Here is a 13,363-nt window from a genome sequence, read left to right as displayed (position 1 = left end):
GGAGCGACACACGAGGTTCGAACTCGTGACCTCAACCTTGGCAAGGTTGCGCTCTACCAACTGAGCTAGTGTCGCATCAACAACGTTTCCGCTGTTCAGGGCTGCGAATTATAAGTGCATTTTTTTGTGATGCAAGTCCTTCATGCAAAAATAATCTATTTTTTTTTCGTTTGGATAAAAAGCGCACACCAATAGACAAACAAGCTTGATATTTATACAGAACCTAGGCTTCGCATGATGAAGTTTAAGTCTGAACAAGAGTTTAAAATGCGATGTTGTACAGCCTTTTACGCCATGTAGGTCGCAGGCCCATCACATTTTATATATAACTAGTGTTTATAAATCCCCCAAACGAATCATGCATTTAAGCGTTGTCGTAGTAGGTTCTCTTATCCATGTCATACCTCAAGCACTATTGGAAAGCCCTGATAACCCTGATTCTGGTCGCCTTCATTGTAGGATGTGGCTCGATCCCGAAACCTGTACGCAACTTGGGTAAAAGTGATGTGGATTTTGTTATGGACGTTCACGCTCGACAATTGAAAGAACAAATGGTCGAGCTAACCCGAAAACTGTATGTGCGAAATCCAATCCAGCTAAAGAAAAATCCTCAAGCAACCATAGACAGCCGTATCGCACAAATTTTTGGTGTTGAAGATAGTATCGACCTCCCTCCTCTCATTTTTGACGAACTTAACGGTGTCACCGGGATTGACGCGATTTTGCTGAGTTTTGATGATAACTATCAAGGTGACAGGGTGTTTGCCGCCGTCGTCGGTTTGTCCGAGATGCTCAGACGTTCATACAACCACCAGCAAGAATTCTTTATTCTCGATTCTCTAGATGAACAATCTCTCTACAACAGCGCTCGCAATATCGAAGTGTTTGTTTGGCGTCTCTACCATCGCAAAGACAGCGAAGGTAATCCTCTCATCTACAGCAATTCCTTCGATGAAGATGGATCCGACATAAGCTTTGATCGCCTATTTTCCAAGATGGTTATGATTCAAGACATGATGGCTTTGATTGTCGCCGACAAGACGAATCGAAGCATTACTAAGGTTGTACAAGGCGTCGCTCAGTTCGCTTTCTTGCCAGTCCCTTAATCGGACTTAGCTCAGATAAAAATAGAGCCAGCAATTATGCTGGCTCTATTTTGTTAGATTGAAATAATGGTATTGCGGTAGTATTGCAGCTCTGCAATCGACTCTCGGATGTCATCCAAGGCTAAATGACTGCCTTTTTTTGAAAATCCGTCCAGCACTTCAGGCTTCCAACGGCGAGTCAATTCTTTCAACGTACTAACATCAATGTATCGGTAGTGGAAGTACTCTTCTAACTCAGGCATGTGTTTGTAGAGGAAACGGCGATCTTGCCCAACACTGTTACCGCATATTGGTGATTTGCCTTTTGGTACCCATTTTTCTAGAAATTCTATTGTTTGACGAACGGCTTCTTGCTCATCAATCTTACTATTGCGAATACGCTCGACTAAACCACTACCGGTATGGGTTGTGGTACACCATTCATCCATTTTTAGCAGTTCTTCTTCAGGCTGATGAATGGCAAGTACGGGTCCTTCAGCTAAAATATTCAATTCACTATCGGTGACAATGGTAGCAATTTCGATGACTTTATGAGTTTCAGGGTCTAGTCCTGTCATCTCTAAATCTATCCAAATCAAATTCTGATCGCTAAAGGACATAAATCGTTGCCTATTGGTTTTCTGATAAAAAAGGTACTATACCCAAATTCCGATACCCAAGATAGTTTGAGATGTTCTCCTTCTTGCTGGTATCACTCAATAAATTAATCAATTGAAGTAGAGAAACGTGGCTAAAAAGAAAAAGCTAACCAAAGGTCAGGTAAGGCGCGTGCGCCATAACCAGAAGCGCAAACTCGATCAAGAAGAGTCAATCCAGTGGGATGAATCTATGCTTGGTAACAGTAAGTCTGGCCTGGTTATCACTCGTTTTGGGCAACACGCAGATATCGAAGATCTTGAAACCGGTGACATTCAGCGTTGTAACTTGCGTCGTGGCATTGAAACCTTAGTGTCTGGCGATAAGGTCATTTGGCGTCCGGGTCTCGAGTCAATGGAAGGGATCAGTGGTGTTGTCGAAGCCGTAGAGCCTCGAACCTCTGTACTAACACGCCCAGACTACTATGACGGCCTTAAACCTGTGGCTGCCAACGTTGATCAAATGGTGATCGTTTCTTCTGTATTGCCCGAATTATCGCTCAATATCATTGATCGCTACCTAGTTGCTTCTGAAACGCTGAACATTGCGCCGCTGCTGGTTTTGAACAAAATTGATTTACTAGAAGAACAACAGCTCGCTGAATACAAAACATGGTTAGCCGAATACGAGAAAATTGGCTACAAGGTACTCTTTGTAAGTAAACAGACAGGTGAAGGCATCAAGGAGCTAGAAACCGAGCTTACCGACCGAATTAACATTTTCGTTGGACAGTCTGGTGTTGGTAAATCCAGCCTAGTTAACGCATTGATGCCTCAGTTCAATGTGGAAGAAGGTGAAATTTCTGAAAACTCGGGCTTAGGTCAACATACAACGACAGCTTCTCGCCTTTACCACATTCCCACAGGCGGTGATTTGATTGACTCACCTGGGGTGCGTGAATTTGGTCTTTGGCATTTGGAGGCGGACGAAATCACTAAAGCCTTCGTCGAGTTCAGACCTTTCCTAGGCGGCTGCAAATTCCGTGACTGCAAGCACAATGACGATCCTGGTTGTGCGTTGCGCCAAGCTGTCGAAGAGGGTGAAATCAACCAAACTCGCTTCGACAACTATCATCGAATCTTGGAGAGCATGGTGGAGATGAAAGCCAATCGCCAATATTCTCGAAACAAAAAAGCCGATTTATAATCGCAAATTTGTAAGCAAACTATCGCAACTACTGACTTTTGGGTGCAATTTGAGTAACATCTCGCGCCCAGAATATAGTCAATCAAGCAAATAACATTGGAATTGAACACAATGGATAAGATTAAAGTTGGACTGCAATATTGGATTCCACAACATGGCCTAACGCGCTTAGTGGGCAAGCTAGCTTCTGCAAAGGCTGGCGGTCTAACAACAGCGATCATTCGCTGGTTTATCAAACAGTACAACGTCAACATGGACGAGGCGCTTCACTCTGATCCTAAGCATTTTAAGACGTTCAATGAATTCTTTGTCCGTGAACTCAAAGAGGGAGCGCGACCTATCACTGAAGGTGAGTCAGTTATTACTCACCCTGCTGACGCGTGCGTGAGCCAGTTTGGTCCAATTACAGATGGAAAACTAATCCAAGCAAAAGGTCACGACTTTTCTGCTCAAGAACTGCTCGGCGGCGACGCAGCTCTAGCTGCAGAGTTTGCAGAAGGTGAGTTTGCCACTCTTTACTTATCACCACGAGATTATCACCGTGTGCATATGCCATGCGATGGTACATTGCGTCAGATGATCTACGTACCTGGCGACCTGTTCTCTGTAAACCCACTGACAGCAGAAAACGTGCCTAACCTGTTTGCTCGCAATGAGCGCGTTGTGTGTATTTTTGATACCGAATTTGGCCCTATGGCACAGGTACTTGTTGGCGCAACCATCGTAGGCAGTATTGAGCAAGTCTGGGCAGGTACGGTAACACCACCTCGTGGTAACACGGTATACAAGTGGGATTACCCAGCTGAAGGTGATAAATCCGTTATTCTCAAGAAAGGCGAAGAGATGGGCCGCTTTAAACTTGGCTCAACTGTTATCAACTTGTTTGCAAAAGATGCCATCGTGTTTGATGAATCAATGCAGAATGGTCAAGCAACCGTAATGGGTACTGCCTACGCTCATACTAAACAAGCGTAAAATGAGTACCAAACCGGTAACTGTTATCAGCCCCGAAAGTTCGGGGCTTTTTATTGACGCAAAACAAATCCCACTCAACAAATTCAATTGTTTAACAAAACTCTAGACTAGCTCTAAGACCTGACATTGTTTGTAAATTAATCTATAGCCTCATCAAGTTATCTGTGAGGTCACCTTCTCTATGCCCAAGGTAGAATCAGGAATCGTCATCAAACTCTTAGTCAGTTTCGGTCTGCCCATTGCTGTATTGTTTATGCCTATCGATTGGATTCCAATTGATGACTTAACATTGATTCAGCATCGCTTACTGGCCATTTTTCTTCTTGCTGCGCTACTGTGGGTATTAGAGCCCGTTCCAGTTTTTGCTACATCGATACTCATTATTGCGCTTGAACTGGTTATGATTTCGGACAAAGGACTCCACTTGTTCCGAACGCCACCTATTGGGCATGATCTTGGTGAATTAATGAATTACACCGATATCTTCAGCGCGTTCTCTTCACCGATCATCATTCTTTTCATGGGCGGTTTTGCTCTTGCTATTGCCGCCTCAAAGTATGAACTTGATAACAACCTTGCGCGCGTTTTACTTAAACCATTCGGCCACCAGCCTAAATTCATCATGCTAGGTCTAATGCTCATTACCGCCATTTTCTCTATGTTTATGTCTAACACGGCTACCACGGTGATGATGCTTGCACTACTTGGTCCGATTGTCGCTTCTGCACCAAAAGGAGATTTGGGCATCAAGGCTCTGGTACTGTGCATCCCTATCGCAGCCAATACAGGCGGTATCGCAACACCAATTGGTACACCACCAAACGCGATTGCACTTCAATATCTGACAGGCGAAAACAGTATCGACTTCCTTAGCTGGATGATGATGGGCTTACCGTTTGTCATTGTTCAACTGACTATTGCTTGGTTCTTGCTGCAAAAACTTTTCCCTTCCTCTCAGCAAACCATGAAACTTAAACTTGATGGTCAGTTCCAAAAAAATTGGAGAGCCATTGTGGTCTACGCTACATTCGCGACGACCATCCTGCTGTGGATGACTACTAAGATTCATGGCATGAACACCTATGTCGTCTCCATCATCCCTCTAGCCGTGTTTACCTTAACGGGCATTATGGGTAAAGCCGAACTGAAATTGATCAACTGGGATGTACTCTGGCTGGTTGCCGGGGGGATAGCGATTGGTATTGGTCTCGATAAAACAGGGCTTGCGTCAGCTCTGGCACACGCTGTTGATTATGAGTCGTTGTCCCCGATTGCCGTTGTTCTGACCATGTCGCTCATCTGTTGGCTGATGGCAAACTTTATGTCTAACACCGCAACGGCAAACTTATTGATGCCCATTGCTGCGGCTATTGGTGCCTCTATGGAAAGTCTTGCTTCTGTTGGTGGCTTACAGGCTCTACTCGTTGTCGTCGCGTTTTCAGCCTCACTGGGCATGATTCTACCAGTCTCTACACCACCAAACTCTTTGGCTTATTCAACCGGATTAATTGAAAGTAAGGATATGGCGAAAACAGGTCTCATCATCGGTGTGATTGGGTTGTCGATTGTCTATGCTGGTGCTCTGCTTCTGACTTAAGACAGAGAGTTGGGTTTGGTTGTTCTTCTCAACGAAACCCAACCCATTAAACCTTACAAATAAAATGGTTAATTAGTAAATTCAATACATGGATCACCTCAATTAACCAATTTCAGATATAAAATCAGTCGGATATAAAAGTACCCCCTTCTCACTGTCAAAGTGAGAATATGTGGCGGTCATTGCTATCCAGAGATATGCCTCTACGCCCTGTCGGCTCACTCGATAGCTTTCACTCCGCCCTTCTCGTTTTATTGTCTCTGTTATGAAGGAAAGGCAATGAGAAATACAATTAAACTAAAAATTCAGATAGCGATTGCGATCGTCATAGCGGTTGTCTCAGGAGTTCAAGCTTGGATTTCCGTCAGTCAACTGAAACAAGAAACCACCTCTGCGCTCAATAGCGAGATGGCGAATATCAGCCATGCGACTTCCCGTTACATCAGTGACTGGCTTGCTATTCGAAGCGACATGATGTTAGCCAATGAAAAAACCATCGTAGAATCAGAGGACTCCGATAGAGAGATGCTACTGACCAAACGCGCTGGTGACTTTCTTTCTGTGTATGCGGGATTTGATGATGGTTCGATCGCCTACGGAGACAAAACGGAAGATTGGCCTGCGGACTATGACCCAAGAACTCGTCCTTGGTACCAAGATGCGATGACCGCATCCGGTTTAATTATTACCGAACCTTATCAAGATTTTGATGGCAGTATTGTGGTCAGTTTCGCCAAAGCATTTTCTGGCAACAAAAAAGGCGTATTAGCCGCCGACCTGACTGTAACAAACATCATTAGCGAGGTACTCAACATCTCGCTAGATAACGATGGCTTTACTTTCTTAGTTGATGGTAACAACAACATTGTGGCCTATAAAGATGAAAAGCTCAGTCAGCAACCACTGACCAAGCTCAACCCGAACCTGACCAGTGAAAAAGTCAGCGAGTTGGTTGCAGCTTCAGCGATCTCGACCATCAGTTGGCCAGGAAAAAATGAACAACTTATCTATGTCGTCAACGTTCCGACAACAGATTGGGCCCTCGGCATAGTGGTAGACAAAGAACTGGCTTTCGCTTCAGTGACGGAACAAATTCAGTTTACCGCTCTCGCATCCATTGTGCTTTATTTGGTGATTGCAACGTTCAGTACCATTACCGTCACCCGTTTGCTGAAACCACTGCAAGAGTTGTCCGCTTCGCTTCTTGAACTCTCAAAAGGTGAAGGCGATCTCACCCAAAGAATTGAAATCAAACGTCAAGATGAAATCGGTGAAGTAGCGGAACACGTCAACCATTTCCTCGAACAGCTGCAAACCATGATTAGTGGCATCATAAATCATAGTAACACCTTAACGCAGCAAGCGATTCAGGCTAACCAACTGTCGGAGCAAGCCACTCAGCAGATAGAAGCTCAGCAAAGCGATGTGAATCAGATTGCCACGGCGATTCATGAAATGTCAGCCACTGCCGCGGAAGTTGCAAGCCATGCAGAGATGACTGCAACAGCCTCACAAACGTCATCTTCAGCCTGCCAAGATGGCCATGTGGTCATAGAAAAGAACCGCCAAGCCATTGTAGAGCTTGCAGATCAAGTCAACTCAGCATCAGGGGTCATCTCGGAGCTAGAGAGTAACACCAAGAGCATTAATCAGATTTTGTCGACCATTCAGGAAATCGCCGAACAAACTAACTTGCTGGCCTTGAATGCGGCAATAGAAGCGGCACGTGCTGGGGAACAAGGTCGAGGATTCGCGGTTGTTGCTGATGAAGTTCGCGTACTAAGCCAACGTACTCATGGCTCAACCGAAGAAATCCGCAACATGATCGAGACATTGCAAAACAACACCAAACTCGCGGTGAATAGCATGCAAAGCAGCACTTCGCTTGCAGACACAAGCGTTAACTATGCTCAACAAGCCGCACAAAGCCTCGCGGATATTACCGAAGCTATTACGGCAATCAATGACATGGCTCTACAAATTGCCAGTGCTGCCGAAGAACAACGTGCGGTGAGTGAAGACATTAGTCGCAACACTCAAGGTATCAAAGACGCATCTGACGTTCTGGCAGAACAAGCGATTCAGAGTAGTGCGAGTGCGAACAACATGCGCCACTCGGCTGAAACCATGCGAGCAGAAGTGGGACGCTTTAAGGTTTAACGCTTTGTTTTAAGTCTATTTTGATGCATATTGTCAGGCTGTATTACTCCCACATCACAAGGACATGGAGTCGATGGGTTATGAATGGCTGGCACTGGCAGCTGCGTTTTTATGGGCAGTTGCCAGCATACTCTCTGTGGTTCCGGCTCAGCACTTAGGCACGTTTGCTTATAGCCGTTGGCGTATGGGATGTACCTCCGCTATCCTCGCGTCGATTGCGCTGTTGACAGGCGGCTGGGCTAGCGTGGAAAGCAGCGCCATATCTGCGATGATGCTATCTGGTGTGATTGGTATTTTTATCGGTGATACGGCGCTATTTGCGTGCTTGAATCGTATGGGCCCACGGCAAGCTGGCTTGCTGTTTTCGTGTCACGCTGTCTTTTCTGCCATTCTCGGTTACTTCTTGTTTAGCGAGACCATGACTCATCTAGAGCTATTAGGTTCTGGACTGGTATTCTCAGGCGTATTAACGGCAATCTTCTTTGGTAGAAAAGGTCAGTCCAATAACCAATTAGAGTCCATAAATGGCAAAGTCTGGGTTGGCGTTTGCTTAGGATTATTGGCAGCCCTGTGCCAAGCACTGGGAGGCATCATCGCCAAACCTGTGATGCAAACGGAAATCGACCCCATCGCGGCATCGGCAATGAGAATGATGACTGCGTTTGCCGCACACTGCTTGTTCTATCTAACAGGAGCGAAACTCGCTCGTGCTACTCGCCCAATCAATATCAAAATTTTCTCTATTACAGCCCTTAACGGCTTCCTCGCGATGGCGGTTGGGATGACACTTATCCTTTATGCACTTCAGCAAGGGAATGTCGGTATGGTTGCTCTGCTCTCTTCGACGACACCCATCATGTTGTTGCCTATACTTTGGATTTATTCAGGTAAACGCCCTAATCGCTTCGCATGGATTGGGGCAATTGTCGCGGTTGCTGGTACTGGGATACTGGTCAGCTAGTAGCGATTATAACAATAGGTATTTCCGACTTTCTTTTTTCATTAGACAGGTGAAAATGGAGCAATTGAAGCAAATCACTCGAACGGTGTAATTTGAATACATTTTGAGTCGCGTGAAAGATAGCAACATTATTTAGCAAACAATAATTGATCTTAACCTACAGTTTTGGTTAAAAAGTGTAGTAAAATTACGCTAATTTTGTTTCCAAAGTTACTTTGAAATTTGACGAGGTCATCACTATGACAGCTAAGAAGCCAATGGCTCTAGTTATTCTTGACGGTTACGGACACCGTGAGGAAACTGCAAGCAATGCGATCGCTAACGCTAACACTCCTGTATTAGACGGTCTGTTTGCTAACAATCCAAATACTCTAATCTCTGCTTCTGGCATGGATGTAGGCCTACCTGACGGTCAAATGGGTAACTCAGAAGTAGGTCATACCAACATCGGTGCTGGCCGAGTGGTATACCAAGACCTTACTCGCATCACCAAATCAATCACTGACGGTGAATTCACCCAAACAGCCGCTCTAGTAGAAGCGATCGATTCTGCGGTAAAAGCAGATAAAGCCGTTCACATTATGGGTCTAATGTCTCCAGGTGGCGTACACTCTCACGAAGATCACATCTACGCAGCCGTTGAAATGGCAGCTGCACGTGGCGCAGAAAAGATTTACCTACACTGCTTCCTTGATGGCCGTGATACGCCACCACGCAGTGCAGAAGGCTCTCTACAACGCTTCCAAGACCTATTCGCTAAACTAGGCAAAGGTCGTGTTGCTTCTCTAGTTGGCCGTTACTACGCAATGGACCGTGACAACAACTGGGATCGCGTTCAAGTAGCTTACGACCTACTCACTCAAGCTAAAGCAGACTTCACTTACGATTCAGCAATTGCTGGTCTTGAAGCCGCTTATGCTCGTGAAGAAAACGATGAATTTGTGAAAGCAACTGCAATCAAAACGGACGACCAAGAAGATGCGGTAATGCAAGATGGCGATACCGTTATCTTCATGAACTACCGTGCTGACCGCGCTCGTCAAATCACGCGTACTTTCGTACCTGATTTTGCTGGCTTTGAGCGTGCATCATTCCCTGCGATCAACTTCGTAATGCTAACGCAATACGCTGCTGACATTCCTCTAGCTATTGCCTTCCCACCTGCTTCTCTTGAGAACACGTACGGCGAATGGTTATCTAAGCAAGGTAAGACTCAGCTACGTATTTCAGAAACAGAAAAATACGCGCACGTTACTTTCTTCTTCAATGGCGGTGTTGAATCTGAATTTGAAGGCGAAGAGCGCCAACTTGTTGCTTCGCCAAAAGTCGCTACATACGACCTACAACCAGAAATGAGTTCAGAAGAGCTAACAGAGAAAATGGTTGCAGCAATCAAATCTGGCAAGTACGACGCTATTATCTGTAACTACCCTAACCCAGACATGGTTGGTCACACTGGCGTTTACGAAGCGGCTGAGAAAGCCATTGAAGCCGTTGATGCTTGCGTAGGTAAAGTCGTTGCAGCTATCGAAGAAGTCGGTGGTCAAATGCTGATCACAGCTGACCACGGTAACGCAGAAATGATGGTAGACCCAGAAACTGGCGGTACGCACACTGCGCACACTAACCTTCCAGTTCCTCTAATCTATGTGGGTGACAAAGCGGTTGAGTTCAAAGAAGGCGGTAAACTGTCTGACCTAGCTCCAACAATGCTAGCACTGACTGGTCTAGAAATTCCTGCAGAAATGTCAGGCGAAGTATTGGTTAAATAATTTAACTGAATACCTTGATATCAAGCCCGAGCATCAGCTCGGGCTTTTATTTTTCTGATATACCCTTATCACCAGCAAGTTTTAACATTCCTCTTTCGTCTAACGAATTTGTTTGGGTATACTGATTGCCTGTCAAATAGTTAGGATTGATTTTAACAATGGCTGCCACTTACCTCCGGACAATTTCAGCCGGTAAACGACTCGTGACTCTCGGGTTAATTCTTTCTGCCTGTTCATTATCTCCTAGCTACGCTGCTACCAATGCAGAGCTAAAGGGCGTCAGTGGTGAAATCTCGCGCCAAAAAAATGCGCTCACTTCACAACAGAAAAAACTCGACTCCCTACAGCAATCGCTTAAATCGCAAGAAACAACGATTAATCGACTCGAAAACGAAATCAAACAATCCAAAGCAGCTCTGCAAAGCACCAACCAAAATATCGCGACATTAGAAAGTAAGGTCGATAATTTGGAACGAGACAAGAAAGTCCAGAGTGATAAGTTAGCTGAGCTTATTCAGACCTACTACGTCACTCAACGTGCTAAGTCGTCAGCGAACATTCTGAATCAAGGTGTTGAAGAAGACCGAATTAGCCAATACTTTCAACACCTAGCCAAACAACGTGCAAGTACAATTGCTGAGTTAGAAGCAACCGTGACCGAGCTTGAACAAAGCCGTCAACAACTTAATTTGGAAAAACAACAAATTACAACCTTGCTGAACCAGCAAACCAAACAGCGAGATGAGCTAACCAAAGCCCAAAGTCAGCGTAAGGGAACGGTATCTCAGATTCAGAAAAGCATCTCCAATGACAAAGTTTACCTCTCTGAATTGCAACGCAATGAGACAAGACTAAAAGCTGAAATTGCAAAAGCCGCCAAGAGAAATGCCGTGCCAATGGATGGCTTAGCAAAACAAAAAGGCAAACTGCCTTGGCCACTAAAAGGCACAACGCTTCATAGCTATGGCAGCCATCAAACCGGGCAAATCAAATGGAAAGGCATAGTAATCAATGCCAATTATGGGCAATCAGTCAAAGCTGTTTACTCAGGTACGGTCGTATTCGCTGACTATCTACGTGGCTACGGTCTAGTTGTGCTACTCGATCACGGCAAGGGCGATATGACTTTGTATGGATTTAATCAAAGCCTACTGAAAAAAGAGGGAGACAAAGTCGCTGTGGGTGAGAGTATCGCGCTTGCAGGAGATACGGGAGGTCAGTCTCGTCCATCCCTCTACTTTGAAATTCGCCGCAACAGTAAAACTCAAGATCCGAAAGCTTGGTTAACTCGATAACAAAAAGGCCTGCTTGTTCAGGCCTTTGAAAGGTTAAGAGTAATAGGACTCAACCGTTTCAATAAATCGTTCAAGATCCGTTTGCTCTAACGCATTTATCCCTGCCGCCGCTGCACGCCCACCACCAGATGGAAATTGGCTACATATATCCCCAGCCCCCTGCTTGTTGTTAAGCGGTGCGCGCAATGAAACGGTATAAGTTCCATCAAGATTTGTCGTTAATACCGCATGCGCTGAATCGGGATTTTGGTTGGCGAGTAAGTTGCCGTAAACGCCACTGATTCGCCGCGAAAAGGCATCATTAGGAAGCTCAAATAGACCCAATTTTTCACTGTGATACTTTGGAGCGATCGCCAGTGCCTTGTCCATATCTTGCTGATATGCAGCTCGGAGAACATAAAACGGCGAGGCTTGATCAGCAATTACCGCAAATGGATCATCATAAGCCAAAAGCTGCTGGAACAGGCGCACCGGATCAAAATGAAGGTCTTCCAACTTGGCTCCATACCCATTGTAGTTGATCAAGGTACCAAGCTCTTTCAACAGTTCTTTCTGCTGAGAAGATAACTTGGCATCATCTGCGAGTTGTTCCGCTTTGGTGATCAGGTTGTCACCATAAGCAGCCGTAATCGCCCATGCGTGAAAGCGACCATTTAACAGCTTATCGATAATAAGCGCGGTACATGTATTGGGATCAAGGTCGATATGGGGGGCTAAGTTAGCATGCTGGGGAATATCACCACACTTATGGTGATCGGCATAAAACACGCTTGCGCCTGCAGCAAGAAGAGCTTCTAGCCCCACTTTGTTTTGTTCCATTGAGATATCCAAAGCCACGACTGAGTCACCGGGGTTCACCGACAACTTCTCCAATAACTGAATATCACGCTTTACTCCAGAAACCAACATCGATGCTTTTGGCTCAGCTAGTCGGAGTTGGAGCAGTGCGATGATGCCATCGGCATCACCATTAAAAACATCATAGTGCATAAAAAAACCCATCAAAGTCGCTTTCGCTACTCTAATGGGTTAATCATCTTTGTACAATTTCAATTAGTTATGACTAAGCATGAATCGCTTTAACGCCATCTTCCAACAATTGTAATTGTTCTAGACCTTGTGCCGTCGCTTTGGGTTTGACTACCGAGATCATCTGCAGCATTCCCTGATGGATCACTTGTTCAGTAATCTGAGTTTTAGGAGACATTGCCGCTTGATACCCCAGCCAGCTTGACGCAATCAAGTGCAGAGTTGTCACTAATGACTTCATCTCACTATCAGCGACCGTCACTAGCTCTAACCCAACAAAAGCACGCATGATATTGATAAGATTGGCCTGCAACTTATCCTGTACTTGGATGTACTCCTCATGCAATTGCTCATCTCGCTGCAAGATCTCTGGCAAGTTGGCGTAGAAAAAACGATATTTCCACATCAGAGTAAAGATCGAGTCTAAATAGTGTTTAAGTAATACCAAGCTCTCTTGCTGACCCTGAATCGGCGTAAAACGTTCCAGCAACTCATTGGAGTACAAAGTAAAAATTTCGCGCACAATTTCCTGTTTATTGCGGAAATGGTAATACAGATTACCCGGACTAATATCAATATGCGCCGCTATGTGGTTAGTGGTGATATTCCTTTCACCATGCTCATTAAATAGGTCCAGTGCAGCAAGCACTATCTTGTCACGAGTTTTCATTAGTTGTTTCAATCCC

Annotated in this window: 11 protein-coding genes and 1 tRNA gene; 8 read left to right on the top strand and 4 right to left on the bottom strand. The window is 45.2% G+C overall.

The window, feature by feature from the left end; genetic code table 11:
• Positions 1-2: 2 nt before the first annotated feature.
• A tRNA-Gly gene (locus ACQEXT_RS20115) sits at positions 3-75 on the bottom strand.
• Positions 76-395: 320 nt separating this feature from the next.
• On the opposite strand from ACQEXT_RS20115, the gene ACQEXT_RS20110 reads away from it, so the two are divergent.
• Positions 396-1,106, top strand: a complete 711-nt coding sequence (locus ACQEXT_RS20110) for a hypothetical protein (protein ID WP_426953323.1) — start codon at positions 396-398, stop codon at positions 1,104-1,106.
• A gap of 53 nt (positions 1,107-1,159) precedes the next feature.
• Here ACQEXT_RS20110 and orn read toward each other — a convergent pair whose 3' ends face one another.
• Positions 1,160-1,705 (bottom strand): oligoribonuclease, encoded by a 546-nt coding sequence (gene orn / locus ACQEXT_RS20105; protein ID WP_331418527.1) that lies wholly within the window; start codon positions 1,703-1,705, stop codon positions 1,160-1,162.
• Positions 1,706-1,832: 127 nt separating this feature from the next.
• On the opposite strand from orn, the gene rsgA reads away from it, so the two are divergent.
• The 7 genes from rsgA to ACQEXT_RS20070 all read left to right on the top strand — a co-directional run bounded on the left by rsgA (position 1,833) and on the right by ACQEXT_RS20070 (position 11,648).
• A complete protein-coding gene (rsgA, locus tag ACQEXT_RS20100; protein ID WP_138971445.1) occupies positions 1,833-2,888 on the top strand; it encodes a small ribosomal subunit biogenesis GTPase RsgA in 1,056 nt (351 codons plus the stop codon).
• Between the two features lie 111 nt (positions 2,889-2,999).
• Positions 3,000-3,863 carry an archaetidylserine decarboxylase gene (gene asd, locus ACQEXT_RS20095; protein WP_426953322.1) on the top strand — a complete coding sequence of 288 codons (864 nt, stop codon included), beginning with the start codon at positions 3,000-3,002 and terminating at the stop codon, positions 3,861-3,863.
• A gap of 181 nt (positions 3,864-4,044) precedes the next feature.
• A complete protein-coding gene (locus ACQEXT_RS20090) occupies positions 4,045-5,460 on the top strand; it encodes an SLC13 family permease (RefSeq protein ID WP_426953320.1) in 1,416 nt (471 codons plus the stop codon).
• Between the two features lie 279 nt (positions 5,461-5,739).
• Positions 5,740-7,620 carry a methyl-accepting chemotaxis protein gene (locus ACQEXT_RS20085; RefSeq protein ID WP_426953319.1) on the top strand — a complete coding sequence of 627 codons (1,881 nt, stop codon included), beginning with the start codon at positions 5,740-5,742 and terminating at the stop codon, positions 7,618-7,620.
• A 73-nt stretch (positions 7,621-7,693) separates the two neighbouring features.
• On the top strand, positions 7,694-8,581 hold the full coding sequence (locus ACQEXT_RS20080) for a DMT family transporter (RefSeq protein ID WP_426953318.1): 888 nt from the start codon (positions 7,694-7,696) through the stop codon (positions 8,579-8,581).
• 239 nt (positions 8,582-8,820) lie between these two features.
• Positions 8,821-10,353 carry a 2,3-bisphosphoglycerate-independent phosphoglycerate mutase gene (gene gpmM / locus ACQEXT_RS20075; RefSeq protein ID WP_426953317.1) on the top strand — a complete coding sequence of 511 codons (1,533 nt, stop codon included), beginning with the start codon at positions 8,821-8,823 and terminating at the stop codon, positions 10,351-10,353.
• Positions 10,354-10,511: 158 nt separating this feature from the next.
• Entirely contained in the window at positions 10,512-11,648 is a 1,137-nt protein-coding gene (locus tag ACQEXT_RS20070; protein ID WP_426953316.1) for a murein hydrolase activator EnvC family protein, read from the top strand.
• A 33-nt stretch (positions 11,649-11,681) separates the two neighbouring features.
• Here the strand turns inward: ACQEXT_RS20070 and ACQEXT_RS20065 are convergent, their stop codons facing one another.
• Complete coding sequence (locus tag ACQEXT_RS20065) at positions 11,682-12,638, bottom strand: DHH family phosphoesterase (protein ID WP_426953315.1); 957 nt, start codon at positions 12,636-12,638, stop codon at positions 11,682-11,684.
• Positions 12,639-12,711: 73 nt separating this feature from the next.
• Complete coding sequence (locus ACQEXT_RS20060) at positions 12,712-13,347, bottom strand: TetR/AcrR family transcriptional regulator (protein WP_138971452.1); 636 nt, start codon at positions 13,345-13,347, stop codon at positions 12,712-12,714.
• Between the last annotated feature and the right edge of the window lie 16 nt (positions 13,348-13,363).

The organism is Vibrio sp. TRT 29B02 (assembly GCF_050113655.1).
Taxonomy (GTDB): domain Bacteria; phylum Pseudomonadota; class Gammaproteobacteria; order Enterobacterales; family Vibrionaceae; genus Vibrio.
Note: the sequence above shows the minus strand (reverse complement) of the source record. Positions and strands in the feature narration are given on the sequence as shown.

Coding starts and splice junctions, on each gene's coding strand:
- ACQEXT_RS20065 (WP_426953315.1), bottom strand. CDS start 12,638: ATGCACTATGATGTTTTTAATGGTGATGCCGATGGCATCATCGCACTG.
- ACQEXT_RS20110 (WP_426953323.1), top strand. CDS start 396: ATGTCATACCTCAAGCACTATTGGAAAGCCCTGATAACCCTGATTCTG.
- ACQEXT_RS20070 (WP_426953316.1), top strand. CDS start 10,512: ATGGCTGCCACTTACCTCCGGACAATTTCAGCCGGTAAACGACTCGTG.
- ACQEXT_RS20080 (WP_426953318.1), top strand. CDS start 7,694: ATGGGTTATGAATGGCTGGCACTGGCAGCTGCGTTTTTATGGGCAGTT.
- ACQEXT_RS20085 (WP_426953319.1), top strand. CDS start 5,740: ATGAGAAATACAATTAAACTAAAAATTCAGATAGCGATTGCGATCGTC.
- ACQEXT_RS20060 (WP_138971452.1), bottom strand. CDS start 13,347: ATGAAAACTCGTGACAAGATAGTGCTTGCTGCACTGGACCTATTTAAT.
- ACQEXT_RS20090 (WP_426953320.1), top strand. CDS start 4,045: ATGCCCAAGGTAGAATCAGGAATCGTCATCAAACTCTTAGTCAGTTTC.
- orn (WP_331418527.1), bottom strand. CDS start 1,705: ATGTCCTTTAGCGATCAGAATTTGATTTGGATAGATTTAGAGATGACA.
- gpmM (WP_426953317.1), top strand. CDS start 8,821: ATGACAGCTAAGAAGCCAATGGCTCTAGTTATTCTTGACGGTTACGGA.
- asd (WP_426953322.1), top strand. CDS start 3,000: ATGGATAAGATTAAAGTTGGACTGCAATATTGGATTCCACAACATGGC.